The sequence below is a fragment of the Cellulosimicrobium funkei genome (assembly GCF_001019615.1).
GTDB lineage: Bacteria > Actinomycetota > Actinomycetes > Actinomycetales > Cellulomonadaceae > Cellulosimicrobium > Cellulosimicrobium cellulans_E.
Window position 1 is genome coordinate 110,143 of the sequence record NZ_JNBQ01000003.1, and the last position, 22,102, is coordinate 132,244.

At 75.9% G+C, this 22,102-nt stretch carries 24 protein-coding genes; 21 read left to right on the forward strand and 3 right to left on the reverse strand.

All coding sequences use genetic code 11. The features are described from left to right. Positions 1–3: 3 nt before the first annotated feature. The 4 genes from FB00_RS04955 to FB00_RS04970 are packed head-to-tail and all read left to right on the forward strand — an operon-like array spanning position 4 to position 3,824. A complete protein-coding gene (locus tag FB00_RS04955; RefSeq protein ID WP_047231781.1) occupies positions 4–1,731 on the forward strand; it encodes a copper resistance protein CopC in 1,728 nt (575 codons plus the stop codon). Next, on the forward strand, positions 1,728–2,342 hold the full coding sequence (locus tag FB00_RS04960; protein WP_047231782.1) for a DUF1775 domain-containing protein: 615 nt from the start codon (positions 1,728–1,730) through the stop codon (positions 2,340–2,342). Before FB00_RS04955 ends, FB00_RS04960 begins: the two co-directional genes overlap by 4 nt. A gap of 55 nt (positions 2,343–2,397) precedes the next feature. Then, positions 2,398–3,039 carry an RNA polymerase sigma factor gene (locus tag FB00_RS04965; RefSeq protein ID WP_047231783.1) on the forward strand — a complete coding sequence of 214 codons (642 nt, stop codon included), beginning with the start codon at positions 2,398–2,400 and terminating at the stop codon, positions 3,037–3,039. Beyond that, a complete protein-coding gene (locus FB00_RS04970; RefSeq protein WP_156186305.1) occupies positions 3,036–3,824 on the forward strand; it encodes a peptidase M56 family protein in 789 nt (262 codons plus the stop codon). The genes FB00_RS04965 and FB00_RS04970 overlap by 4 nt, the downstream gene beginning before the upstream one ends. Before the next feature lie 328 nt (positions 3,825–4,152). Here FB00_RS04970 and FB00_RS04975 read toward each other — a convergent pair whose 3' ends face one another. After that, positions 4,153–4,593 carry an anthrone oxygenase family protein gene (locus tag FB00_RS04975; protein ID WP_047231784.1) on the reverse strand — a complete coding sequence of 147 codons (441 nt, stop codon included), beginning with the start codon at positions 4,591–4,593 and terminating at the stop codon, positions 4,153–4,155. A gap of 79 nt (positions 4,594–4,672) precedes the next feature. Between FB00_RS04975 and FB00_RS04980 the strand changes: the two genes are divergently transcribed. The 3 genes from FB00_RS04980 (at position 4,673) to FB00_RS04990 (ending at position 6,239) form a co-directional block, all read left to right on the forward strand. Then, entirely contained in the window at positions 4,673–5,266 is a 594-nt protein-coding gene (locus FB00_RS04980; protein ID WP_047231785.1) for a TetR/AcrR family transcriptional regulator, read from the forward strand. A 58-nt stretch (positions 5,267–5,324) separates the two neighbouring features. Continuing rightward, positions 5,325–5,717 (forward strand): hypothetical protein, encoded by a 393-nt coding sequence (locus tag FB00_RS04985; RefSeq protein WP_047231786.1) that lies wholly within the window; start codon positions 5,325–5,327, stop codon positions 5,715–5,717. 96 nt (positions 5,718–5,813) lie between these two features. Continuing rightward, entirely contained in the window at positions 5,814–6,239 is a 426-nt protein-coding gene (locus FB00_RS04990) for a hypothetical protein (RefSeq protein ID WP_047231787.1), read from the forward strand. A gap of 30 nt (positions 6,240–6,269) precedes the next feature. Here the strand turns inward: FB00_RS04990 and FB00_RS04995 are convergent, their stop codons facing one another. Further along, positions 6,270–7,499, reverse strand: a complete 1,230-nt coding sequence (locus FB00_RS04995) for a CobW family GTP-binding protein (protein WP_082141005.1) — start codon at positions 7,497–7,499, stop codon at positions 6,270–6,272. A 175-nt stretch (positions 7,500–7,674) separates the two neighbouring features. On the opposite strand from FB00_RS04995, the gene rpmB reads away from it, so the two are divergent. From rpmB to FB00_RS05030, 7 genes are all read left to right on the forward strand, one after another. Then, entirely contained in the window at positions 7,675–7,911 is a 237-nt protein-coding gene (gene rpmB, locus FB00_RS05000; protein WP_047231788.1) for a 50S ribosomal protein L28, read from the forward strand. Next, complete coding sequence (rpmG, locus tag FB00_RS05005; protein WP_021483268.1) at positions 7,911–8,078, forward strand: 50S ribosomal protein L33; 168 nt, start codon at positions 7,911–7,913, stop codon at positions 8,076–8,078. Before rpmB ends, rpmG begins: the two co-directional genes overlap by 1 nt. Further along, entirely contained in the window at positions 8,078–8,383 is a 306-nt protein-coding gene (gene rpsN, locus FB00_RS05010) for a 30S ribosomal protein S14 (protein ID WP_047231789.1), read from the forward strand. Before rpmG ends, rpsN begins: the two co-directional genes overlap by 1 nt. Positions 8,384–8,444: 61 nt before the next feature. After that, positions 8,445–8,744 carry a type B 50S ribosomal protein L31 gene (locus tag FB00_RS05015; protein WP_021483270.1) on the forward strand — a complete coding sequence of 100 codons (300 nt, stop codon included), beginning with the start codon at positions 8,445–8,447 and terminating at the stop codon, positions 8,742–8,744. Next, a complete protein-coding gene (gene ykgO, locus FB00_RS05020) occupies positions 8,741–8,863 on the forward strand; it encodes a type B 50S ribosomal protein L36 (protein WP_047231790.1) in 123 nt (40 codons plus the stop codon). The genes FB00_RS05015 and ykgO overlap by 4 nt, the downstream gene beginning before the upstream one ends. A gap of 62 nt (positions 8,864–8,925) precedes the next feature. Beyond that, positions 8,926–10,383, forward strand: a complete 1,458-nt coding sequence (aztD, locus tag FB00_RS05025) for a zinc metallochaperone AztD (protein ID WP_047231791.1) — start codon at positions 8,926–8,928, stop codon at positions 10,381–10,383. Positions 10,384–10,538: 155 nt separating this feature from the next. After that, positions 10,539–10,820: an HU family DNA-binding protein gene (locus tag FB00_RS05030; RefSeq protein WP_047231792.1), complete on the forward strand. Its 282-nt coding sequence runs from the start codon at positions 10,539–10,541 to the stop codon at positions 10,818–10,820. Between the two features lie 101 nt (positions 10,821–10,921). Here the strand turns inward: FB00_RS05030 and FB00_RS05035 are convergent, their stop codons facing one another. Continuing rightward, positions 10,922–11,293: a hypothetical protein gene (locus FB00_RS05035; RefSeq protein ID WP_047231793.1), complete on the reverse strand. Its 372-nt coding sequence runs from the start codon at positions 11,291–11,293 to the stop codon at positions 10,922–10,924. Between the two features lie 178 nt (positions 11,294–11,471). Here FB00_RS05035 and rpmF point away from each other — a divergent pair, with 178 nt between their 5' ends. The 7 genes from rpmF (at position 11,472) to FB00_RS05070 (ending at position 22,041) form a co-directional block, all read left to right on the forward strand. Next, positions 11,472–11,642, forward strand: a complete 171-nt coding sequence (gene rpmF, locus FB00_RS05040; RefSeq protein WP_047231794.1) for a 50S ribosomal protein L32 — start codon at positions 11,472–11,474, stop codon at positions 11,640–11,642. A gap of 229 nt (positions 11,643–11,871) precedes the next feature. After that, the gene (gene aspS / locus FB00_RS05045) at positions 11,872–13,182 is read left to right on the forward strand and encodes an aspartate--tRNA(Asn) ligase (protein ID WP_047231795.1); all 1,311 of its coding nucleotides are present in this window, start codon (positions 11,872–11,874) and stop codon (positions 13,180–13,182) included. 55 nt (positions 13,183–13,237) lie between these two features. After that, a complete protein-coding gene (locus FB00_RS05050; RefSeq protein ID WP_082141006.1) occupies positions 13,238–14,527 on the forward strand; it encodes a YibE/F family protein in 1,290 nt (429 codons plus the stop codon). A 67-nt stretch (positions 14,528–14,594) separates the two neighbouring features. Continuing rightward, the gene (locus FB00_RS05055; RefSeq protein WP_047231796.1) at positions 14,595–15,503 is read left to right on the forward strand and encodes a ketopantoate reductase family protein; all 909 of its coding nucleotides are present in this window, start codon (positions 14,595–14,597) and stop codon (positions 15,501–15,503) included. Between the two features lie 111 nt (positions 15,504–15,614). Next, positions 15,615–19,766 (forward strand): SCO7613 C-terminal domain-containing membrane protein, encoded by a 4,152-nt coding sequence (locus FB00_RS05060; RefSeq protein WP_156186306.1) that lies wholly within the window; start codon positions 15,615–15,617, stop codon positions 19,764–19,766. Between the two features lie 179 nt (positions 19,767–19,945). After that, complete coding sequence (locus FB00_RS05065) at positions 19,946–20,659, forward strand: LytR/AlgR family response regulator transcription factor (protein WP_047231798.1); 714 nt, start codon at positions 19,946–19,948, stop codon at positions 20,657–20,659. Then, positions 20,656–22,041 (forward strand): ATP-binding protein, encoded by a 1,386-nt coding sequence (locus FB00_RS05070; protein WP_047231799.1) that lies wholly within the window; start codon positions 20,656–20,658, stop codon positions 22,039–22,041. The genes FB00_RS05065 and FB00_RS05070 overlap by 4 nt, the downstream gene beginning before the upstream one ends. Positions 22,042–22,102: the final 61 nt, after the last annotated feature.

The window sequence follows — 22,102 nt, forward strand, 5'->3', positions numbered from 1 at the left end:
CCGGTGGGCCGCCCCTCGGTGCTGCGCCGGGTGGTGGCCGTCGTCGTCGGTGCCGCGGCCGCGGTCCTGCTCGCGATCCTCGCGAGCGGCCCGGCCGCGGCCCACGCCGTCCTCGTGGGCACGGACCCCCGGGACGGCACCGTCCTCGACGCGCCGCCCGACGCGCTGACCATCACCTTCAACGAGCCCGTCCAGGTCGTGACCGGCGGGACGACGGTCCTCGCCGCCGACGGCTCGCCCGTCGACGTGGACGTCGCCGCGGTCGACGACGCGCTCGTCGTCACCCCGGCCGCGACGCTCGACGACGGCACCTACGTCGTGAGCTGGCGCGTCGTGTCCCTCGACACGCACCCGGTCGCGGGCGCCTTCACGTTCTCGGTGGGCGCACCGAGCGCGACCGCTGTCGAGGCGCGCGTGGCCGAGCCGACGGCGGCGCTCGTCGCCGTGCGCGCGCTCGACCAGGCCGCGGTCTACGCGGGGACGTTCCTCGTCGCGGGGCTCGTCGGGTTCGAGCTGCTCGTGCTGCACGTCTCGCCGGGCGCCGCGCCGGTCCTGCGCCGGCGCCTGCAGCGCGTGCGCCGCGGGGCGCTCGTCGCCGCGGGGGCCGGGATCGTGCTCGGGGTCCCGCTCACCCCGGCCTGGCAGGCCGGCGGCGGGCTGGGGGCGCTCGTCGACCCGGCGACCTGGCGGGCGGGCCTCACGACCGACTCCACGCTGGCCGGGGCGCTCGGCCTCGCCGGGCTGCTCGCCGCGACCCTGCTCGCGCCGCGCGCGGCGCGCGAGACCCGGGCGGCGTGGCCCGCCGGCGTCGTGCTCGGCGCGGCGGCCCTGGCGCTGGGCTCGCTCGTGCTCGTAGGGCACACGCGCACGTTCGGCCCGCCGTGGCTCGTCGTCACGGCGGACGCGCTCCACGTCGTGGCCGGGGCGGTGTGGCTCGGCGGCGTCGTCGGGCTCGCGCTCGTGCTCGCGCCCTCGGCGCGCCTCGACGCGCGGCGGGCGGCGGTCACCGTCGCGCGGTTCTCGGCGCTCGGCGCGTGGGTCGTCCTCGCGCTCGCCGTCACCGGGACCGTCCTCGGGTGGCGCATCCTCGGGACGCTCGACGCGCTCGTGTCGACGGCCTACGGCCAGACCCTGCTCGTCAAGGTCGGCGTCGCGCTGTGCCTCGTCGGCGTCGCGGCCTGGAACCGCTACCGGCTCGTCCCGGCGGTCGTGGCCGACGGCGGTCCGGGCGGGCGAGGCGCCGCGCCGGTGGCTGGGACGACCGGGGCGACCGCGCGCCGTCGGCTCGGCCGGACGGTCGCGGCGGAGGCGGTGCTGCTCGTGCTCGTGCTCGCGGTGACGGGCGTGCTCGTGTCGCGCAGCCCGGTCGCCGCGTCGGACGCGTCCGCCCAGGAGGCCACGGCACCGGCGGTCGAGGTGGTCGAGGCGCTCGGCGACGGGACGCTCCGCGCGCGGGTCACGCCCGGCCGGGTCGGGGTCAACGCGCTCGAGATCGAGCTGCTCGACGTCGACGGGCAGCCCCTGGAGCCCGTCGCCGTGCCCGAGCTCTCCACGACGCTCGCCGACCCCGCGCTCGGCCCCTTCACCCGGCCCCTCACGCAGACCGGGACGGGCGCGTACGAGGCGACGCTCGACCTGCCGATGGCCGGCGACTGGACCCTCCACGTGAGCGTCCGGACGTCCAAGTACGAGAACCCGATCGTCGAGATCCCCGTGGAGGTGTCCTCATGACCCGTCACCACCGGGCCACCCGGCGCGCGTCACGCCTCCTCGCCGTCGCGGTCACCACCGGTGCCCTGGCGGTGCTGGCGGCCGGACCGGCCGCCGCGCACGTGCTCATCGAGACCGTGGAGCCCCACGGCGACGGCACGTCGACGCTCACGTTCACGTTCGACCACGGGTGCGACGGCGAGCCCACCGACGCGCTGCGCGTCACGCTCCCCGAAGGCGTCGAGGCGCTCGCGGCGGGCCAGCCCGACGGGTGGACCTCCGACGTGACGGACGACGCGGTGGCGTGGTCCGGCGAGCCCGTGCCCGACGGCGAGCGCGCGGCCTTCACGCTCGACGTCCGGGTCACGGGCGACGTGGGGCAGGCGTTCGTCTTCCCCGCCGTCCAGGAGTGCCCGTCGGGGGCGTCGTACGCGTGGACGGACACCGACCCGTCCGGAGCACGTCCCGCGCCGACCTTCGTCGCGACGGCGGCGTCGCTCGCCCCCGCGCCCGTCGCGGCGGGAGCGTCCCCGACGCCGACGGCGCCCCTCGTCGCGGCCGTCGTGGTCGGCGCCGTGGTGGCCGGGATCGCGGGCGGTCGGGCGTCCCGGCGGCGGGTCCGCGCGACGTGAGGACGGACGCCGCAGTCGGGTGAAACCGTCCGGGCCCTCCAGGACACTACGGGGCATGGACGGCGACCCGGGCCCTGCCGGCGAGCAGGGTGACGCAGAGACCGACGCCGCGCTGTGGGCCGCCTCGCTGGGCGGCGACAGCGCGGCGTTCGGCGTGCTCTTCGACCGGCACCGCGACCGCGTGTTCCGGCACGCGTACCGGCTCGTGGTCGACCGGCACCAGGCGGAGGACGTGCTGGCGGCGGCGTTCCTCGAGCTGTGGCGCCGCCGCACGTCGGTGCGGCTCGTCTCCGGCTCGCCCCTGCCGTGGCTCCTCGTCACGGCGTCGAACGTCGCGCGGAACGTCCGCCGAGGGACCGGACGCCATCGCCGGCTGCTCGACGCCCTGCCCCGGGGCGGCGACGTGCCCGCCGCCGAGGACGCCGCGTTCGTCGACGACCCGGCCGAGGTCGTCGACCCGGCGCTCGGCGCCGCGCTGCGCGCGTTGCCGGCGGCCGACCTGCGGCTCCTCACCCTCGTCGCGCTGGAGGGCTGGTCGATCTCCGACGCCGCCGGGGTGCTCGGCCTGACGCCGTCGGCGGCCAAGTCCCGGCTGCACCGGGCGCGCGTCCGGCTCCGCGCCGCGGTCGGAGACGTGGAACCAGGGCGCGCGAGGCCGCGTCCGAGCGGCGCGTTCGTCGAAGGAGGGCGCTCATGAACAGGGAGAACCGCATGCCGGACCTCGATCCCGTGTTCGCCGACGCGCTGCGTGGCGTGCTCGTGGCCCAGGCGTCGGTGGCGGCCCCCCGTCGCCCGGCACGACGCCGGTGGTGGGCGGGCGTCGGGGCGCTCGGTGCGCTGGCGGTCGCCGGCGGGACGGCGTACGCCGTGACGGCGCTCGTCGAGCCCGGCGGCACGGTCGTGACACGTCTGGCGGGGCCGGTCGAGGTCACGCGCGCGGGCACCTCGACCGTCGAGCTCGGGCCCAGGCCGGACGGCGCGACGCACGCCGAGCTGTCGCTCGTGTGCCTCGACGCGGGGCGGTTCGTGCTCGAGGACGGCGCGAACATGACGTGCTCCACGGAGGACGCGCAGGACCAGGCGCGCCGGCTCGCGGCTGGGGAGGGTGCCGGCATGGGCTGGAGCGTCGTCGCGGTGCCGGGCGACGAGTCGGTGCGCGTGGAGGCCGAGCCGGGGGCGCGGTGGCACCTCGTCGCCACCTACGTCGACGAGACGGTCACCGCCTGGGCGACCAACGCGAACGGCGACACGTACGGGGTCGCGAACGACACGGGCTGGCCCGACCTCGTCTCGGTCTACGCGACGAACGGGCGGGTCGGCTACGCGTACGCGCGGGTTCTGGAGAACGCGCAGGGCGGCTCGCCCACGAGCCCCGAGGAGGCCGCGGCGTGGCAGGAGGAGCGCGAGGGCAAGGCCATCAGCGTCCCCGTGTACGAGTCCGACGGGGAGACGGTCATCGGGGAGCTCGTCGTCGGCGGATGAGGTCGGCCTCGGGAGCGCGCTGGTCATCGCCGACCCACGGCGAGAGGACGCCGGGCCTCGTCAGCAGGCGGCGGGGCGACGACCGACGTACTGTGACTCAGATCACTGTTCGTGAACGTCCCGAACATGTGCCCGCCCCCTCTCGCACTGGTGGGGGACGTCGTCGCGACGGGTCACGCGGCGACACCTGGACCGGTGGCGGTCCGCGACGAGAGCTTCGCTGGGGGGAGCTCTCGCGGCGGATCGCCACCGGTTCCTCCGTGTCCGGTGTCTTCCGATGTGCCCGTCGTCGTGCCTTCTCTGCCTCGGGGCCGTGTCGGTCGAGGGGTCAGGCGGCGACCGCGACGGCCAGCAGGGTGAACGCCGCGACGAGCAGGGCGATGCGGACGAGGTGGTACCGGTCCCAGCGGTGGGCCTGCTCGCGCCAGTCGGCGGGCGCCGTCTCGGGGGTCCACGTCTTGCCGCGGTTGTTGATGGGCACGAGCACGGCGACCGACAGGACGACGCTCAGCGTCAGGAGGGCCGCCGCGGTCCAGGCCGCCCAGGCGCCGGTGGGCAGCACGAGGGCCGTCGCCGCGGTGAGCGCGAGCGACCCGAAGTACCAGAACGGCATCGCCCGCCCGAGCATCCGCCCGCCGTCGGCCCGGGCGAGCAGGCCGGCGTTGCCCGGCAGCCGGTCGACGATCGGGTTCACGACGAACGCGACCGACACCTCGACCCCCACCATCACGCCCAGGACGACCACGGCGACGATCGGCAACCACTGCATGTCCGGCTCCTTCGATCCAGGGAATCTAGCAATGCTAGGAAAACTAGCACAGGCAATCTAGCGGCGCTAGACTCGGGCCATGAGCACACCGGCAGCGGCGCGCAAGGCACGGCTCCTCGAGGAGCGGGAGGCGCAGATCGTCGCGGCGGCGCGCGTGCTCGCCGAGGAGCAGGGGTGGGAGGCCGTCACCACCCGCCGGCTCGCCGACGCGATCGGCTACAGCCAGCCCGTCCTCTACGGGCATTTCCCGGAGGGCAGGTCCCAGATCGTCACGGCCGTGGCGCTGCTCGGCTTCGAAGAGCTCGCCGCAGCGCTCACCGCGGCCCGACCGCAGCCCGGCGAGGGTGCGAGCGGCGAAGGCCGGGTCCGCGCGCTGGTCGTGGCGTACCTCGACTTCGCCGCGCGCCACCCGGCGACGTACGAGGCCATGTTCCACCTGCCGATCGGTGCGGCGTTCGCCTCGGACGAGACGCCGCGCGCGATGCGCGAGGGGTTCGACGCCATCGCCGACGCTCTCCTCGCGCTGGAGCGGCCGCCGGCGGACGTGGGGACGGCTGCCGAGGTCGTGTGGGGAGCGATGCACGGGGTCGCGACGCTGCAGCGCGCGGGCAGGTTCTCCGCCGAGAACTACGACCGTCGCGTCGACGAGCTGGTCCGCCGCGTCGTCGGGTGACGCCACGGCTGTTCGCCGAGCGTGCCCTGAGCGTGCGGGTATCTGCCACACTCACGGCGTGGAGAGCCTGACGGACCGTACGCCGATCGAGCGCGGAGACGGCCGTCGGTCCGCGGGGCAGGGGGCCGAGACGTGGCGCGTGCTCCTCGCGCTGCTCGTCGCGGGCGTGCTCTACCTCGTGTTCGGCTTCCTCGCGTTGTTCCTGCTCGTCGCCGGGATGGGCTCCTTCGACCCCGCGTCGTGCGGGACGCTCCTGCCCGTCGAGTGCCCCCAGCCGGGCAAGGGCCTCCTCCAGATCGCGGGGGGCGTCGTGGGGCTCTTCGTCCCGGCGGTCCTGGCCGTCTACATCGTCGGGACGAGCAGGCCGCGGCGAACGGGAGTGATCTCCGCCTGCCTGAGCCTCGCCACGTGGGCGGTCCTCGTCGGCACCGCGGTCGGCCTCGCGCGCTAGGGAGTCGGTGCGCAGCGCCGCGCCGATGGGGCGTGGGACGCGCCCGAGCGCTGCCGGTCCCAGCGGGTGCGGGTGGCGGGCGCGAGACTCGTCGGCATGGAGCACGACGACCGCGCGTCGACGGGACAGGACGTCACGCCCGAGCGGCAGGGGGACGGCACGGCGCGAGGGCAGGAGAGGGGGCCCCGGGTCCGCGCGGTGCTCACGACGTCCGAGATGCGGAGGCGGCACGATCGAGCCGCCGCGGGGGCGCTCGTGGCCTTTCTCGGGCTCCTCCTCGTCGCCGCACCGGCCTTCTTCGCCCTGCTCTTCGGCCTCGACTCCAGCAGCGACGCGTGCGTGGACGCGTGGGGCGGCCCGTGCGACGGGGCGCCGCAGGCCTATGCCCTCGCGGTCGGCCTCGTCGCGGCGCCGCTGCTCCTCGGGCTCGCGATCGCCCGCCCCCGTCGCGCGCGTGCGTGGCTCGTCGCCACCGTCGGCGGCGCGCTCGTGCTCTTCGTGGTCCTGCTCGTCACGACCTGACCCGCCGACGCCTCGCGGCTGCTCGGCGGGTCACACGGCGTCGCTCCGCGCGCCGAGCCAGGGGGCGAGGACGTCGGTGCGGCCGAGCCAGCGCAGGCCGCCGTCGGCGAGCTCGTCCGGCGTCGCGAGCACGTCGCGGAACGCGTCGAGCAGGCGGCCGCGCTCGTCGTCGTCGCCGTCACCCTCGCCGTCGGGCGTGGCCCCGACGATGACGACGCGCGTGTGCGGCTCGACTGGCCGCCCCTCGGCGGTGGTCGCGTCGTCCCACGTGCCGAGCGTGCCGATGCAGAGCTGACCGCCCGCGCCGTCCCACGCGCACAGCGAGTCGGGGCGGTTGGCGACGTGGAACACCCCGCGGGACCGGACCCGGCCGGTGCCGAGGTCCTCGATGCGGCGCAGCAGGCGCTCGGGGTCGAACGGCCGGGCCGACCACAGCTCGATCGTCCAGCTCCGGTCGCCGTCGGGCGTCACGCGGCATGGGAGCGGGCCCCGCACGCCGAGCGGGTGGGCGCGGCGCTCGCCGGCAGCGGCGTCGTGGGTGTGCCGGGCGAGGTCGTCGGCCGCGAGTGCGTGGAGCCCGTCGACGCGCCGGGTTCCGACGCCCCGGAGCCGGTCGACGAGCCCGGAGCCGGTCGCCGCGGCCGCGAGGTCCCCGGTCGTCACGACGAGGTCGGCGTGCTCGAGCTGGGCCGCCAGCACCTCGCCGACCGCGCGCTGGTCGTCCTCGGTGAGCCCGACGCCGCGCTCGGCGACGAGGTCGTCGTCGAGCAGGTCGTGCTCGAGCGTGTCGACGTCGGCGACGGCGAGCACGGTCGCGAGGCGGAGGCGCTCGAGCTCGTTGCCGGGCGTGGTCTGCGCGGCGAGCGCCCGGACGACGGGCAGCGACTCGGCGGCGACGGGCAGCGCGAGCACCACGTGGTCCCACCGGCCGTCGGCGGCGAGGCGCCGCAGCGTGGGCACGGCGTCCTCGCGCACGGCGCACGACAGGCACGCGTGCTCGAGCGGCACGACCTCGTCCTCGACCACGCCGGTCGCATCGACGACGACCCGGCGCAGCGCGCCCTCGGCCGCCCGGATGTCGTGCCGGAGCGCGACGACGCGGGGCGCCCCGACGACGAGCCCGAACACCGCGCTGTCGCGCAGCACGGGGTCGATCGTCGCCAGGACGCTCAGCGCGACGCGCAGGTCCCCGGCGCCTGACGGCACGTCGTGCGCGTCGTCGGGCGTGGCCCCCGACGCAGAGGGTGACGAGAAGGGCATGAAGCGCTCCGATCCGTGGTCTGGGGCGTCCCGCGCGACCTCGCGGCCGGCACCGGGAACAACCCGCTCCTGAGAACTGTTCTCGACAGCGGGTCAGCATAGCGTCTTGACGGGAATGATTCTCACTATCTAGTGTCGTCTCCCGTCGCCTCACCCGACCCCGAGAGGAACCGCCATGTCCGCCGTCTGCCAGGTGCTCGGCACCGCTCCCGGGTTCGGCCACGCGATCTCGCACTCCCACGTGCGGACCAAGCGTCGCTTCGACCCGAACATCCAGAAGAAGCGCTACTGGGTGCCGTCGTTGGGTCGCCACGTGACCCTGCGCGTCAGCGCCCGGGGCATCAAGACCATCGACCGCCAGGGGATCGACGCCGTCGTGGTGCGGATCCTCGCCCGAGGGGAGAAGCTCTGATGGCTACCCGCACCGACCTCCGTCCCGTGATCAAGCTCCGGTCCACCGCCGGCACCGGGTTCACCTACGTGACCCGCAAGAACCGCCGCAACGACCCCGACCGCATGGTTCTGCGCAAGTTCGACCCCGTCGTCCGCCGCCACGTCGACTTCCGCGAGGAGCGCTGATGGCGAAGCGGTCCAAGGTCGCGCGCAACGACCGGCGCGTCGAGGTCGTCGCCCGCTACGCCGAGCGCCGCGCGGAGCTCAAGCGCGTCGTTGCGGCGCCGTCCTCCTCGTCCGAGGAGAGGGCGGCCGCGGTGCTCGAGCTCCAGCGCCAACCCCGCGACGCGAGCGCCACGCGGGTGCGCAACCGCGACGTCGTCGACGGCCGCCCGCGCGGCTACCTGAGGAAGTTCGGGCTCTCCCGCGTCCGCCTGCGCCAGCAGGCGCACCGCGGCGAGCTGCCCGGAGTCACGAAGTCGAGCTGGTGACCGCCGCCGCCCCGAGCGGCGGCCGGCCCCGGCCCGTCACTGGCCCAGCAAGGAGACCACCATGAAGAAGGACATCCACCCCGTCTACGGGCCCGTCGTCTACCGCGACAAGTCCGCCGACTTCTCGTTCCTGACCCGCTCGACCCTCGCGGGCGACCACCCGCAGGGCCCGGGCGTCCCGCGCGAGACCGTGACGTGGACGGACGGGAACACCTACCCCGTCGTCGACGTCGAGATCTCGAGCGCGAGCCACCCGTTCTACACGGGCACGCAGCGCGTCGTGGACACCGCCGGCCGGGTCGAGAAGTTCCGCCAGCGCTACGGCGCCCGCGGCGGTGCGCAGGGCGGGGGTGCGCGATGAAGGTCCGCGCCTCGCTCCGCTCGCTCAAGGACAAGCCCGGGGCGAAGGTCGTGCGCCGCCACGGCAAGACCTTCGTCATCAACAAGGCCAACCCGCGCTGGAAGGCCCGTCAGGGCTGACCCGCGCACCCACCACCACCGGAGAGGAGCGGCCGCCCGGGTCCCCGGGCGACCGACCACGCATGCACCACACCGCACCCGACCCGACCGACGCCCACGCCGATCCCGCCGGGGCGAGTCCCCCCTCCGGTGACGCCCCTCCCGGGGCCCGGGCCCGACGGCGCCCGCTCGCCCTCGCGCTCGGCCTCGCCCTCCCGCTCACGCTCGTCGCGGCGTGCGCGCAGGGGGCGGGCTCCGAGGGCGAGCAGGGCGACGCGGCCGAGCCCGCGCCGTCGGCCACCTCCGACGTGAGCGAGGCGGCCGCGCTCACGCCGAGGCTCGCGATCACGTACGACGGCGGCGTCCAGGTCCTCGACGCGACCACGCTCGAGGTCGTCGACGACCTCGAGCTCGCCGGCTTCAACCGCCTCAACCCCGCGGGCGACGGCCGCCACCTGCTCGTCTCGACGTCCGGCGGGTTCCAGGTGCTCGACGTCGGCACGTGGGCCGAGCCGCACGGCGACCACGACCACTACTACACCGCGGACCCCGTCCTCACGGACGTGACGTACGCGGCCGAGAAGCCGGGCCACGTCGTCGTGCACGAGGGTCGGACCGTGCTGTTCGACGACGGCACGGGCGAGATCACCGTGCTCGACTCCGCCGCGGTGGCCGACCCGCACGGCCTCGACGACGCGCGCACCCTGACGACCCCCGAGGCGCACCACGGCGTCGCGGTCGAGCTGTCCGACGGCTCGCTCGTCGTCTCGGAGGGCACCGAGGACGCCCGCACGGGCGTTCGCCTCCTCGACGCCGCCGGCGACGAGGTCGCGGCGAGCGACCAGTGCCCCGGCGTGCACGGCGAGGCCGTCGCCGCGGGCGAGGCCGTCGTGATCGGCTGCGAGGACGGCGCGGTCGTCGTCGCTGCCGGCGCGATCAGCAAGGTCGCGGCCCCGGACGCCTACGGGCGCATCGGCAACCAGGCGGGCAGCGAGGAGTCGCCGTTCGTCCTGGGCGACTACAAGTCCGACCCCGACGCCGAGCTGGAGCGGCCGACCCGCGTCTCGCTCATCGACACGCGCGACGCGAGCCTGCGCCTCGTCGACCTGCCCGCGAGCTACACGTTCCGCTCGCTCGGCCGCGGTGACGCGGGCGAGGCGCTCGTGCTCGGCACGGACGGGTCGCTGCACGTCATCGACCCGGAGGCGGGCACGGTCGTGCGCTCCATCCCGGTCGTCGACGCGTGGGAGGAGCCCGACGAGTGGCAGGAGCCGCGGCCCACGCTGCTCGTGCAGGACGGCATCGCCTACGTCACCGACCCGGCCGGCCGCGCGATCCACGCGGTCGACTACGTCGGCGGCGAGGTGTGGAAGAGCGCGGAGCTCGACGTCGTGCCGAACGAGCTCAACGGGGTCACGGGGAAGCCGGCCACGGCCGGCGCGCACGACGACGAGCACGCCCACGAGGAGGGCGAGCACGCCCACGACGAGCCCGCCGAGGAGGGCCACGAGGGCCACGACCACGAGCACGAGGAGGGCTGAGCGCAGACACGCGACGCCCGGAGGCCGCGAGAAGTCGTGCGAAACTCCGCGTGTTCCCTAGTGTTGTCCCCGGTGCACGGCCTCGCGGCTGGCACACTGAGACCGTGACGACGGGTGGTGACCACCGCGCGTCGTGAACCGAAGAAGGGATTCGCATGTCGCTCAACAAGTCCGAGCTCGTCTCGGCCATCGCCAGCAAGGCCGACCTGTCGAAGGCGGACGCCGAGAAGGCTCTCAACGCCTTCCAGGAGGTGCTCGTCGAGTCGCTGGGCAAGGGCGAGGCCGTCAAGGTCACGGGCCTCCTGTCCGTCGAGCGCGTCGAGCGTGCCGCCCGCACGGGCCGCAACCCCCGTACGGGCGAGGAGATCTCGATCCCGGCCGGCTTCGGCGTGAAGATCAGCGCCGGCAGCCTGCTCAAGAAGGCCGTCGCCAAGTGACGTCTCGCTGACCGGCCGCTGCCGGTCCGGTCAGCACGCACGAAGGCCCGGAATCCCGCGAGGGGCTCCGGGCCTTCGTCGTGTCGCGGCGTCGCTCGAGGTCAGGCGTGGACGACGTTCGCGAGGATGCCGTGCTGGGTCAGGCGCGTGCCGATCGCCTGGTCCACCTCGGAGAACGCCTTGTTCGAGCGGGCCACGCCGACCGCGCCGGCCATCGCGCCGTGGCCGGTCGGGCGGTCGATGCGCGCGACGAGCTGGTCGCCGTGGAGCATGAAGTCGACCGTGAAGACGAGGTGCTGCGCCTTGCCGGCGAACGCGCCGAGCCAGAACGTCTTCTGCTTGCTCCCGCGCTCGGCGGCCCACTGGCCCGTGGGTCGCGTCGAGACGGTGAAGCCCTGCTCCTGGAGCGCGGCGTGCAGGTGCTGCTTGGCGACCTCGGGGTCGCCGGACAGGAAGTAGTCGACCGTGGCCATGCTGGCTCCTCGTTGCGTTCGGTAGCGTGCTGTGACGGGGTGTGACGGCTGCGTCGCCGCCGGACGGGCGGACGGCCCTCGGGATGCTACCGCCGTCCGGGGTCGTGGCCCCGGACCGTCTTGAGAATCGTTCTCAGTGCCCGCTAGGCTGGGCGCACCACCACCGGAAGGACCCCTCATGGCCGTGCCCAAGCGCAAGCTCTCCCGCTCCAACACCCGTGCCCGCCGCTCGCAGTGGAAGGCGCAGGTGCCCGAGCTCGTGACCGTCGTCGTCGACGGGCGCGAGCTCACCCTCCCCCGCCGGCTCGTCGCGGGCGTGCGCCGGGGCTACGTGACGCTGCCCGAGTGACCCGCACGCCGACCACCGCAATGCGGTGGTCGGCGTGCGGGTCGGTCGGTATCGTCGCTCGCGGAGGCTGCGAGGCGTGACGATCCTCGGCCGGTGGCGACACCGGCGGCGGCTCCCCGCGCGTGACGGCGTACCGACGAGAGGTCGACGAGACGTCGACGAAGGTGTGGTGGCACCGCGACCTAGCCCCCGCCCGCACCTCCAGGGCCTGCCCTTCCCTGGAGGAGTCATGAGACCACCCGCCCCGCCCGCACCCGCCCGCACCCTGGCCGCCGACGTCGCCGCCGCACCACCCGGACACGTGGTGACCCTGTGCGGGCACGTGCACCGCCGCCGCGAGCTCGCGACGGTGTCCTTCCTGGTCCTGCGCGACCGCACCGGACTCGCCCAGGTCGTCCTGCGTCCGCACGAGGTGCCCGCGGAGGGGCTGCCGCCGGAGGAGACCGCCGTCCAGGTCACGGGGACGGCCACGGCGAACGCGCAGGCACCGGGCGGCGTCGAGATCACCGTGCCGACGGTCACGCTGCTCGGCGCGCCCGCGACCCGCCCGCCGGTCGAGCTGTGGCGCCCCGACCTCGACGTCGCGCTGCCCACGCTCCTGGACCACGCGGCCGTGACGTGGCGGCACCCGGCCCGGCGGGCCCGCTGGGAGCTCGCCGCCGCGAGCCTGCGCGGGTTCCGCGCCACGCTCGACGCGGCGGGCTTCACCGAGATCCAGACGCCCAAGCTGGTCGCGTCCGCCACGGAGTCCGGCGCGAGCGTGTTCCCCGTCGACTACTTCGGTCGCACCGCCTACCTCGCCCAGAGCCCGCAGCTCTTCAAGCAGCAGCTGGTCGGCGTGTTCGAGCGCGTGTACGAGGTCGGGCCGGTCTTCCGGGCGGAGCCCCACGACACGGCACGCCACCTCGCGGAGTACGTCTCCCTGGACGTCGAGCTCGGCTTCGTGCGCGACCACCGGGACGTCCTGGCGGTGCTGCGCGACGTGCTCGCCGGCATGGTCGGGGCGCTCCGGGACGGGGCGGGCGACGCCGTCGAGCGGCTCGGGCCGGCGCTGCCGGTCGTGCCGTCCGAGATCCCCGTGATCCACTTCCGTGACGCGCTCGCCCTCGTCGGTGCGGCGGACGACGAGCCGGACCTCGCCCCCGAGCACGAGCGGGCCCTGGGCGCGTGGGCGAGGTCGACCCACGGCTCCGACTTCCTCGCGGTCGAGGGCTACCCGATGCGGAAGCGGCCCTTCTACACGCACCCGCAACCTGACGACCCTCGTTGGAGCAACAGCTTCGACCTGCTCTTCCGCGGCCTGGAGCTGGTGACGGGCGGACAGCGGCTGCACCGCTACCAGGACTACGTCGCCGCGCTGGCGGCGCGGGGCGAGACGGCCGAGCCGTACGCGACCTACCTCGAGGCGTTCGCCCACGGGATGCCCCCGCACGGCGGCTTCGCCATCGGCCTCGAGCGCTGGGTCGCCCGCCTGGTGGAGGCGACCAACGTCCGTGAGGTCGCGCTCTTCCCCCGGGACCTCCACCGCCTCACCCCGTAGCGCCCGACGGCGCGTGCCACCACGCGTCGTCGGCCCGCCGTGGCAGCATCCTCGGGTGAGCGAGCCGAGCCCCGATCCGACGTCCGGCCCCGTCCCGGGGCGCCGGGAGCGCCGCGAGCAGCCCGGGCGGTCGCGCGCCGACCCGCACGGCCACGCGCACGGGCCGGCGGCCCCGGCGACGCGGCGGGTGCGCCTGACGCTCGCGGCGCTCCTCGTCCCGGCCCTGCTCGCGACGCTCGCCGGGCTGGTCGCGCTGTGGCCCGCGTCCGCCGACGTGCCGGACCGCATCCCCGTCGCGGCGGAGGGCAGCACGGTCCTGCGCGCCACCGTCACCGGCCCGATCGACCCGGAGACGGGCGAGGTCCCCGCCCGCCTCGACGCGGGGTCGCGCGCGGGCGGCGACGACGTGGGCGGTGACGCGATCACCGTCGGCGCGCCGCCCGAGTACGTCGCCTACGGGTTCGACGAAGGCGACCGGCTCCGCGTCCTCTACCTCGCCGAGGCCGTCGGGGCGGGCGTGAGCCCGTACGTGTTCATGGACTTCGAGCGCGGGCTGCCCATCGGGGTCCTCGCGATCGCGTACGCCGTGGTGGTGCTGGCCGTCGCGCGCTGGCGCGGCCTGGCCGCGCTCGCCGGGCTGGCGGGCGCGTTCGTCGTCATCACGTGGTTCACGCTGCCCGCGCTGCTCACGGGTCAGAACGCGCTGGGCGTCGCGCTCGTGACGTCGTCGCTCGTCATGTTCGTCGTGCTGTACGTCGCGCACGGGTTCACCGCGCGCACGTCGACGGCGCTGCTCGGCACGCTCGTCGGGCTCGCGATCACGGCCGTGCTGGGGTGGTGGGGCTCGGGCGCGTCGAACATCACCGGGCTCACCTCGGAGGAGTCCCTGTGGATCCCGCAGTACGCGCCCTCGCTCGACATCCAGGGCGTCGTGCTGTGCGGCATCGTCCTCGCGGGCATGGGCGTGCTCAACGACGTGACCATCACCCAGGCCTCCGCGGTGTGGGAGCTGCGCGCGGTCGCGCCGCTCGCGACCCGGCGCGAGCTGTTCGCGCGCGCCATGCGCATCGGGCGCGACCACATCGCCTCGACCGTCTACACGATCGCGTTCGCCTACGTCGGCGCGGCGCTGCCGCTGCTCATGGCGGTCTACCTGTCCGACCAGAACCTCGCCACGAGCCTCACCTCGGGCGAGATCGCGGAGGAGGTCGTACGCACGCTCGTCGGGTCGATCGGCCTCGTCCTCGCGATCCCGGTCACGACGGCGATCGCGGCGCTCACCGTGCCCGGCGCCGCGTCGGTGGCGTCCGTCCCCGTGGGTAGGGTCGAGGTCCCCGCGGCGTGACGGCGGGGCGGCCCCGCCCGTCCGGACGGGACGACCCGGACGACGGGAGGACGACGGGAGGACGACGGTGACGGAGACGACGAGCGGCCGGGGCCGCAGAGGTGCAGCGGTGCTGGGGCCGGGCGGGGTCGGCGGTCTGGTCGGCGCGCTGCTCGCGCGGTCCGGGGTCGACGTGACGTTCCTCGCGGGGGAGGCCACGGCGGCGGCCCTGACGGAGCACGGGGTGCACGTGCGCAGCCGCCAGGTGGGCGAGGTCCACGTCCCCGCACGGGCGGCCACGCGGCTCGACGGCCCGGTCGACGTCGTCCTCGTGGCGGTCAAGCAGACGGCGCTCGACGAGGCGCTCGACCGCGTCCCGCCCGAGGTGCTCGGCGACGGCGTCGTCGTCCCGTTCCTCAACGGGCTCGACCACCTCGACGTGCTGCGCGCGCGGTACGGGGCCGAGCGCGTGCTCCCCGCGACGATCCGCGTCGAGTCGACGCGTGTCGCGCCGGGCGAGATCGAGCACACGAGCGCGTTCACCGACGTCGACCTCGCGCCCGGCGGCGTCCCGCCCGAGCGGGTGGAGGCCGTGCGCGCGCTCCTGGACGGGGCCGGCATCTCGACCACGGTCCACCCCGACGAGACGGCGCTGATGTGGGCCAAGCTCGGCTTCCTCGCGCCGTTCGCCCTGCTCACGACGACGCACCGCGCCCCGATCGGCGAGGTGCGGACCGCGCACCGCGCCGAGCTCGAGGCGCTCGTGCGCGAGGTCGCGGCGGTCGCCGCGGCGAGCGGGGCGCCGTCGGACCCCGCGCGCACGCTGGCCTTCTACGACCGCTTCGCGCCCGAGGCCAAGTCGTCCATGCTGCGCGACGCCGAGGCCGGGCGGCCGCTCGAGGTGGACGCCATCGGCGGTGCGATCGTCCGGGCCGCCGACCGCGCGGGCGTGGACGCGCCGCTCACCCGCGCCCTCGTCGCCGGCCTCGGCGGCTGACGGCCGGACGACGCCCCGGGACCGCGCCCGCCGGGACCCTTCACCGGACCGCCACGCGACCCCCTGTGGACGCGTCCCCAGGAGCCTCACAGGTTCGCCAGGATGTCCGTCATGAGAGAGCCGTGGGTCGACGTCGCGCTGGCGCGGCTGCCCGAGACGCGTTCCTGCCCCGCGTGCGCCGCGACGCTGCGGTCGTCCCGCTGCGACCGGTGCCTGCTCGACCTCACCGGCCCGCTCGCGTTCGAGGTCGCCGCCGCGTCGAGCGACGCGGCCGACGCGCTCTCACGCCGCCAGGTCGCGCTCGACGCCCTGCGTGCGAGCCAGCCCGAGGCCGCGGCGTGGGCGGCCCGCACGGCCGCCGCGGCGCCGCCCGGCGCGCGCCCGGTCCCCGCCGGCCCGCCGCGGGCGATGCGCCCGCTCGACCCGGCAGGCCGCGGGCCGGCCGGCCCGCGCACGCCGTCCCCGGTGCCGGCGGTCGGGACCGCGCCCGCGCCCGGGCCACGCCGTCCGGCTCCGGTCCGTCCCGGCGCGGCCGGGCCGGTCCCCGCGGTGGCGGGACCGCGCGGCGTCGTCGTGCCCGGCGCGGCGCCGTCGCGCTCGGTCGGCCTCCAGCCGGTCCTCGCCGGGGCGGGGGCGGGACTCCTCGCCGTCGCGACGGTGGTCTTCGTCTTCTTCACCTTCGCCGACGACCTCGCGCTGCGCGCCCTCGTGACCGGGGTCGTCACGGTGCTCACCGTCGGGGCCGCAGTGCTCCTGCGGTCGCGCGGCCTGCGCTCGTCCGCCGAGGCGGTCGCGGGGCTCGCCGTCGTGCTCGCGGTCGTGGACGTCGAGCTCGCGCTCAGCGCGTGGAGGCTCGACCCGGTCGGCACCACGGTGGCGCGCGCGTCGCTGCTCGCCGTGGTCGTCGCGGGCCTCGGCGTGGTCGGGGACCGGGCGCGGGTCCGCGCCTGGGTGACGAGCGCCGTCGTCCTCGGGCCGCTCGTCCCGCTCGTCGCGGCGCCTGCCGCGGGGGCGCCCTGGGGCTGGGCGGTCGCCCTCCTCGCGACGGCGTGCCTCACGGCCCTCGCCGCGCCCGTCGCGGCGCGCTCCGGCACGCGGGTGGGCAGCACCCTGCGGGGCGAGCAGGCGCTGCTCGGCGTCGTGCGGACGGTCGCGGTGCCCCTCGCCGTGGTCGTCGGGCTCACAGTCGCCGCCCCACCGGGCCTCCCGACCGGCTCCGGAGCCGCCCTCGTCGCGCTCGGCGCGGCGCTCGCGGCGACGCTCCTGCGCGTGGCAACCCGCGAGCGGCGCTGGTACGCGGTCGGCGGTGCGTCGGCCGTCCTCGCGGGGGCGCTGCTCGGGACCGGGGGCGACGTCGCCTGGCTGGGCCTGGTCCCCGCGCTCGCCGCCGCCACGTGGCTCCTCGTCCTCGTGCTCACCTCGCCGCGCGTGGCGTCCGGGGTGCTCGGCTCCCCGGTCCCTGCCGTCGGGCGGTCGGACGCCCTCCTCGGCGGCGCCCTCGTCGCCCTCGTCGGAGCAGGGCCCGCGCTGGCCGTCGCGGGGGTGCGCGCGGCCGAGGTCCTCGTGACCGGCACCGCCGGGACCGCCGCGACGCTCGACGACGCGCCGCTCGGCGTCGGCGTCCTCTCCGCCGGGCTGTGGGGCGAGGGCGTCCGCGGCGGCACCCCCGGCGCCGCGCTGCTCGACGGGACGATCGTCGGCCTGCTGTCCGCGCTGGTCGTCCTCCTCGTCGCCGCCCGGCTCTCGCTGCGCACGCCGGTCCCCGTGCCCGTCCCGGGCCTCGCCGGGGCGCGACGGCTCGGCGCCGCGCCGGTCGTCCGGACCGGGCGGGCGCTCGGTCCGTGGGTGCTGCTCGCGCTCGTCGTCGCGCTCGTGCTGGATCCCCGGCTCGCGGGCGTCACCTCCCTCGGGCTGCTCGCCCTGCTCGCCGCGCTGCTCGTCGTCGCGACCGCCCGCCCCGTCGCGACGGGCGCGGCCGGGGGCGGCGCCGCGCCCGGCGCGCTCGTCCGTGCGGTCCGGCGCGCCCTCGGTCGCGTCCTGCGCCCGGTCGCCCGGCGGCTCCCGGGCCCGCGCGCGGCGGTCCGGCACGGCGTCGGACCCGTCGGGCGGGCCGAGGCGCGTGCCTGGTACGCGGCCGCCGTCGCCGGCGTGGTCGTCTCCCTCCTGCTCCTCGTGGCCGGGTCGTGGGTCACGCGCCCGACCGCGACGGCCGGGGCGGTGGTCGTCGGCGCGCTCCTGCTCGCGGCCCGTGCTGCTGCGCCCAGGGCCCTGCACGCCCCGCTCGTCGGCACCGCCTACGGGTACGCGCTCCTCGTGCTGGGCGTCACTCTCGCGTGGAGCGGCGCCGGGACCGTCGCCGTCCTGTGCGCCGTCTCCGGGGTCGCCTCGCTCGCCGCGCTCGCGGTGACGCTCGTCCCGCGCGTCGACCGGGACTCGTGGTGGGCGGTGCTCGGCGTGACCGCCGTGCCGTTCGGGCTCGGCGTCCTCACGGTCGTCGACGAGCGCAGCTGGTGGTCCGTCGCCGCGTGCGTCGCGATGCTCGCGCTCGAGGTCGTGCTCGTCGGCTCGCGGCGCCCCGGGTCGGTCACCGCGCTGCGCGTGCTCGCCGCCGCCCTCGTCCTGCCGACCGCGGCCGTCGCCGTCGTGAGCGCGGGTGCCCTCGTGCTGCCGGGGAGCGGCTCGCCCGTCGTGCTGCCGGTCGTCGCGCTGCTCGTGGCGACGGCGCTCGCCGCGGCCCGACCGGTCACGGCGCGGATCCGCCTGGCCGCCGGGCGCGTCGCCGTCGAGGCGAGCGCGGCGCTCACGGGGGCGGTCGCGGTCGGCCTGGCGTTCGGGCGCCCCGCCGCCGGGCCCACGGTCGCGGTCGCGGTGCTGCTCCTGCTCGCCGCAGGCGCGGGGCTCGCCGCGCGCGACCGCGACCGGCGCGCGGAGTGGTGGCTCGCCGCGGCGCTGGGGACCGCCGCGCTGTGGACGGCGCTCGGCGCCGCGGACGTCGGCCTCGTCGAGGCGTACACCGCGCCACCGGCGCTCGCGGCCCTCGTCACGGGGGCGCTGCTCGCCCGGCGGTCGCGCCGCTGGTGGGAGCTCGCGGGCGCCGGCCTGGTGCTGCTCGTCGTGCCGTCCGTGCTCGCCCTGGGCGCGGCGCCCGGGGCCGGCGACGTGCGGGCGCCGCTCCTCGTCGCGGCAGGAGCCGTGGCCGTCCTCGCAGCGGTCCTGCTGGGTCGCGGGGCGGGAGAGGACGCGTGGCGGCGCGCTGCGGCCCTGCGGCTCGCGGGCGCCGGGGTGCTCGCCGCGACCGGCGGGACCGTCGAGTCGCTCCACGTGGCGCACGCGTCGGGCGGCGGCGCGGTGTTCGCGCTCGGGTTCGCCTGGGCGCTCGCCGCGGGCGGGGTCGCGCTCGGGGCGGCCCTCGTCGGGGCCGGGGTGGCTCCGCGGGGCCGGGGCGCCGCCGTCGCGCGGCGCTGGGCCGTGACGCCCGCCGCTGCCCTCGTGGTGATCGGGACCGTCGCGAACGTCCGGCCGGTGTGGGGCGTCATCGCGACGGTGTGGCTCGTCGAGGTGGCCCTGCTCGCGCTCCTCGTGGTCGGGGTGCGGCGCGCCGTCCGCGGCCGGCTCGACCTCCCGCCCGCCTGGTTCACGTGGTCGCTCGCGCTCGTCGCCGCGATCGGCGCGTGGTGGCCGCGCGAGCTCCGCGTCGAGGTCTTCTCGCTCCCGCTCGGCGCGGGCCTGCTCGTCGCGGGGTACCTCGCGCTCGCGGCCGGCACGACGGCGGTGCCCGGCGCGGCGGGCGGCGACCCTCGTGCCGTGGCCGGTCCGGGCAGCCCGGGGAGCAGCCACACCGACCCGACCCCGGGCGGAGCTCCGGCGCGCACGACGCCGACCCTCGCCGGCTGGCCAGTCGGGTTCGCCGGGTCGTGGCGGACGCTCGCCCCGGGGCTCCTCGCGCTCCTCGGACCGTCGGTCCTCGCGACGTACACCGACGCGCGCACGTGGCGCGCCGTCCTGGTCATCGTGCTCGCGCTGGCCGCGGTGCTCGTCGGGACGCGCACGCACCTCGCGGCGCCGTTCCTGCTGGGCGTCGCGGTGCTGCCGGTCGAGATCCTCGTCGTGTTCGTGTCCCAGCTCGGCACGCGCATCTCCGCCGGGCCGTGGATGCTCACGCTCGCCGCAGCGGGTGGACTGCTGCTCATCATCGCGACGTACTACGAGCGCCGGATCGCCGCGTACGACGGCGCCGCGGCCTACGTGCGCGACCTCCGCTGACCGCAGATCCCTACCACCTGACCCGTTTTCACGTGCGGTGGCCCATAATGGCCGGGGCTCGTCGTCGCGACGACGAGCCCGACGGCAACGTAGGCGCAGGGCGGGACCGCGACGGCACACGGCAGTGACCGGTCGGCGCGGGTCACGCTCGGGGGGCGTAGTCCCTGGAGAACGGCATCGTGATCAGGATCGGCATCGTGGAGGACGACCCCGCGAGCAGCGCGCTGCTCGTGGAGTACCTGCGACGGTACGAGCGGGAGCACGACGAGCAGTTCGCGGTCGCCATGTTCACCGACGGCGAGCAGGTCGTCGCCGGGTACCGGCCCGACTTCGACATCCTGCTGCTCGACGTCGAGATGCCGAACCTCGACGGGTTCAGCGCCGCCCACCGCATCCGGCAGATCGACGCCGACGTCGTGCTGATCTTCATCACCAACATGACGCAGCACGCGATCAAGGGCTACGAGGTCGACGCCCTGAGCTACATGCTCAAGCCGCTCCGGTACTTCGCGTTCTCGCAGGAGCTCAAGCGCTCGGTCGCGCGGCTCCGCCGCCGGTCGGCCGACTACCTGCTGCTCGCCGTCGACGGCGGGCTCGCGCGCGTGGCGACCGACGACATCGTCTTCCTCGAGAGCGCGAAGCACCGCACGACCGTGCACACCGTCGACGGGCGGTACTCCGTGGTCGGGCCGCTCAAGGCGCTCGAGGCGCAGCTCGAGGGCAAGGACTTCTTCCGGAGCAACAGCGGCTACCTCGTGAACCTGCGGCACGTGCTGGCCATCCAGGGCAGCAGCGTGCTCCTGGTCGGCGGGCACGACCTGCTCATCAGCCGGGCCCGCAAGAAGGCGTTCCTCGCGGCGCTGACCGACTACCTCGGAGAGCGTCGCGCGTGACCCAGGCGGCCTCGATCCTGGAGACCCTTCCGGACATCCCGCGCGCGCTGACCGGGCTCGCGGAGTGGCTCGCGTGCGTGGTCTACGTGCTCCTGCGTCGACCGCGCCTGCCCCGCCCGCAGCTCATGCTGCTCGCCGCCGCGGCGCTCGGCGCGCAGGTCGGCGTGCAGGCCCTCGCCGACCTGCTCCCGCGGCAGCTCTGGACCGTGGGCATGGCGGCCGCCGTCGCGTGCATGTACGGGTTCATCGTCGCGGCGGCGCGCGTCTCGGCGCGGGACGCCGGGTACTTCGCGGCCCGTGCGCTCGTGCTCGCCGAGCTCGTGGCGGCCCTGCACTGGCAGGTCCACTGCTTCTTCTTCCTGCCCGAGGGCCGGCCGGGGACGGCGTGGCAGGTCGCGTTCTTCGTCCTCGTCTACGCCGTCGGGTACGGGGTCGCGTACGTCGTCGAGTCCCGGCACTTCCGCCCCGACCAGGAGCTCGACGTCACGGTCGGCGAGCTCGCGTCGGCCGTCGCCATCGCGCTCGTCACGTTCTTCATGAGCAACATCAGCTTCCTCAACGCGAACACCCCGTTCAGCGGGCGTCTCGGCCTGGAGATCTTCTACATCCGCACGCTCGTCGACCTGTGCGGGTTCGTCGCCCTGTACGCGCAGCAGGGCCAGCGGCTCCAGCACCAGGCGCGGTCAGAGGTCCGGGCCATCGACGAGATGCTCCGCCGCCAGCACGAGCAGTATCTCCAGTCCAAGCGGAACATGAAGATCGTCCACCGCAAGTACCACGACCTCAAGCACCAGATCGGCGTGATCCGCGCGGAGGTCGACCCGCGACGGCGGGCGTCCTACCTGGACGACCTGGAGGCCAGCATCTCGGGTCACGCGCGGCAGGCGGACACCGGGAACGGGGTGCTCGACGTCATCCTCACGACGAAGAGCCAGGAGTGCGCCGAGCGCGACATCGACCTCACGTGCGTGGTCGACGGCGCCCTGCTCGACTTCATGTCCGCCATGGACGTCGCCGCCGTGTTCGGCAACGCCCTCGACAACGCGATCGACGGCGTCATGGCCGTGCCCGACCCGGAGCAGCGGATCATCAAGGTCGCCGTCTACGCTCGCGACCGGTTCGTGCTGCTGACGGTGGAGAACTACTTCTCCGGCGAGCTCCACACCGAGGGCGGCGACATCGTGACGCGGCGCTCCGACCGGACCCGGCACGGGTACGGGCTCAAGTCCATCCGGTACACCGCGGAGAAGTACGGCGGCTCCATGACGGTCAACACCGAGGACCGCTGGTTCCTGCTGCGCGTGCTGCTCCCCCTGCCGCAGGACCGGCCGCCGACCACCGGCGCCCACCGCTCTGCCGCGTCGGCGACGACCACCGCGTAGGCCTTCCGGGCCCGATCCGACGGGACCTCCGGCCCACGTGCCGTGACCACCTCGTGACCTC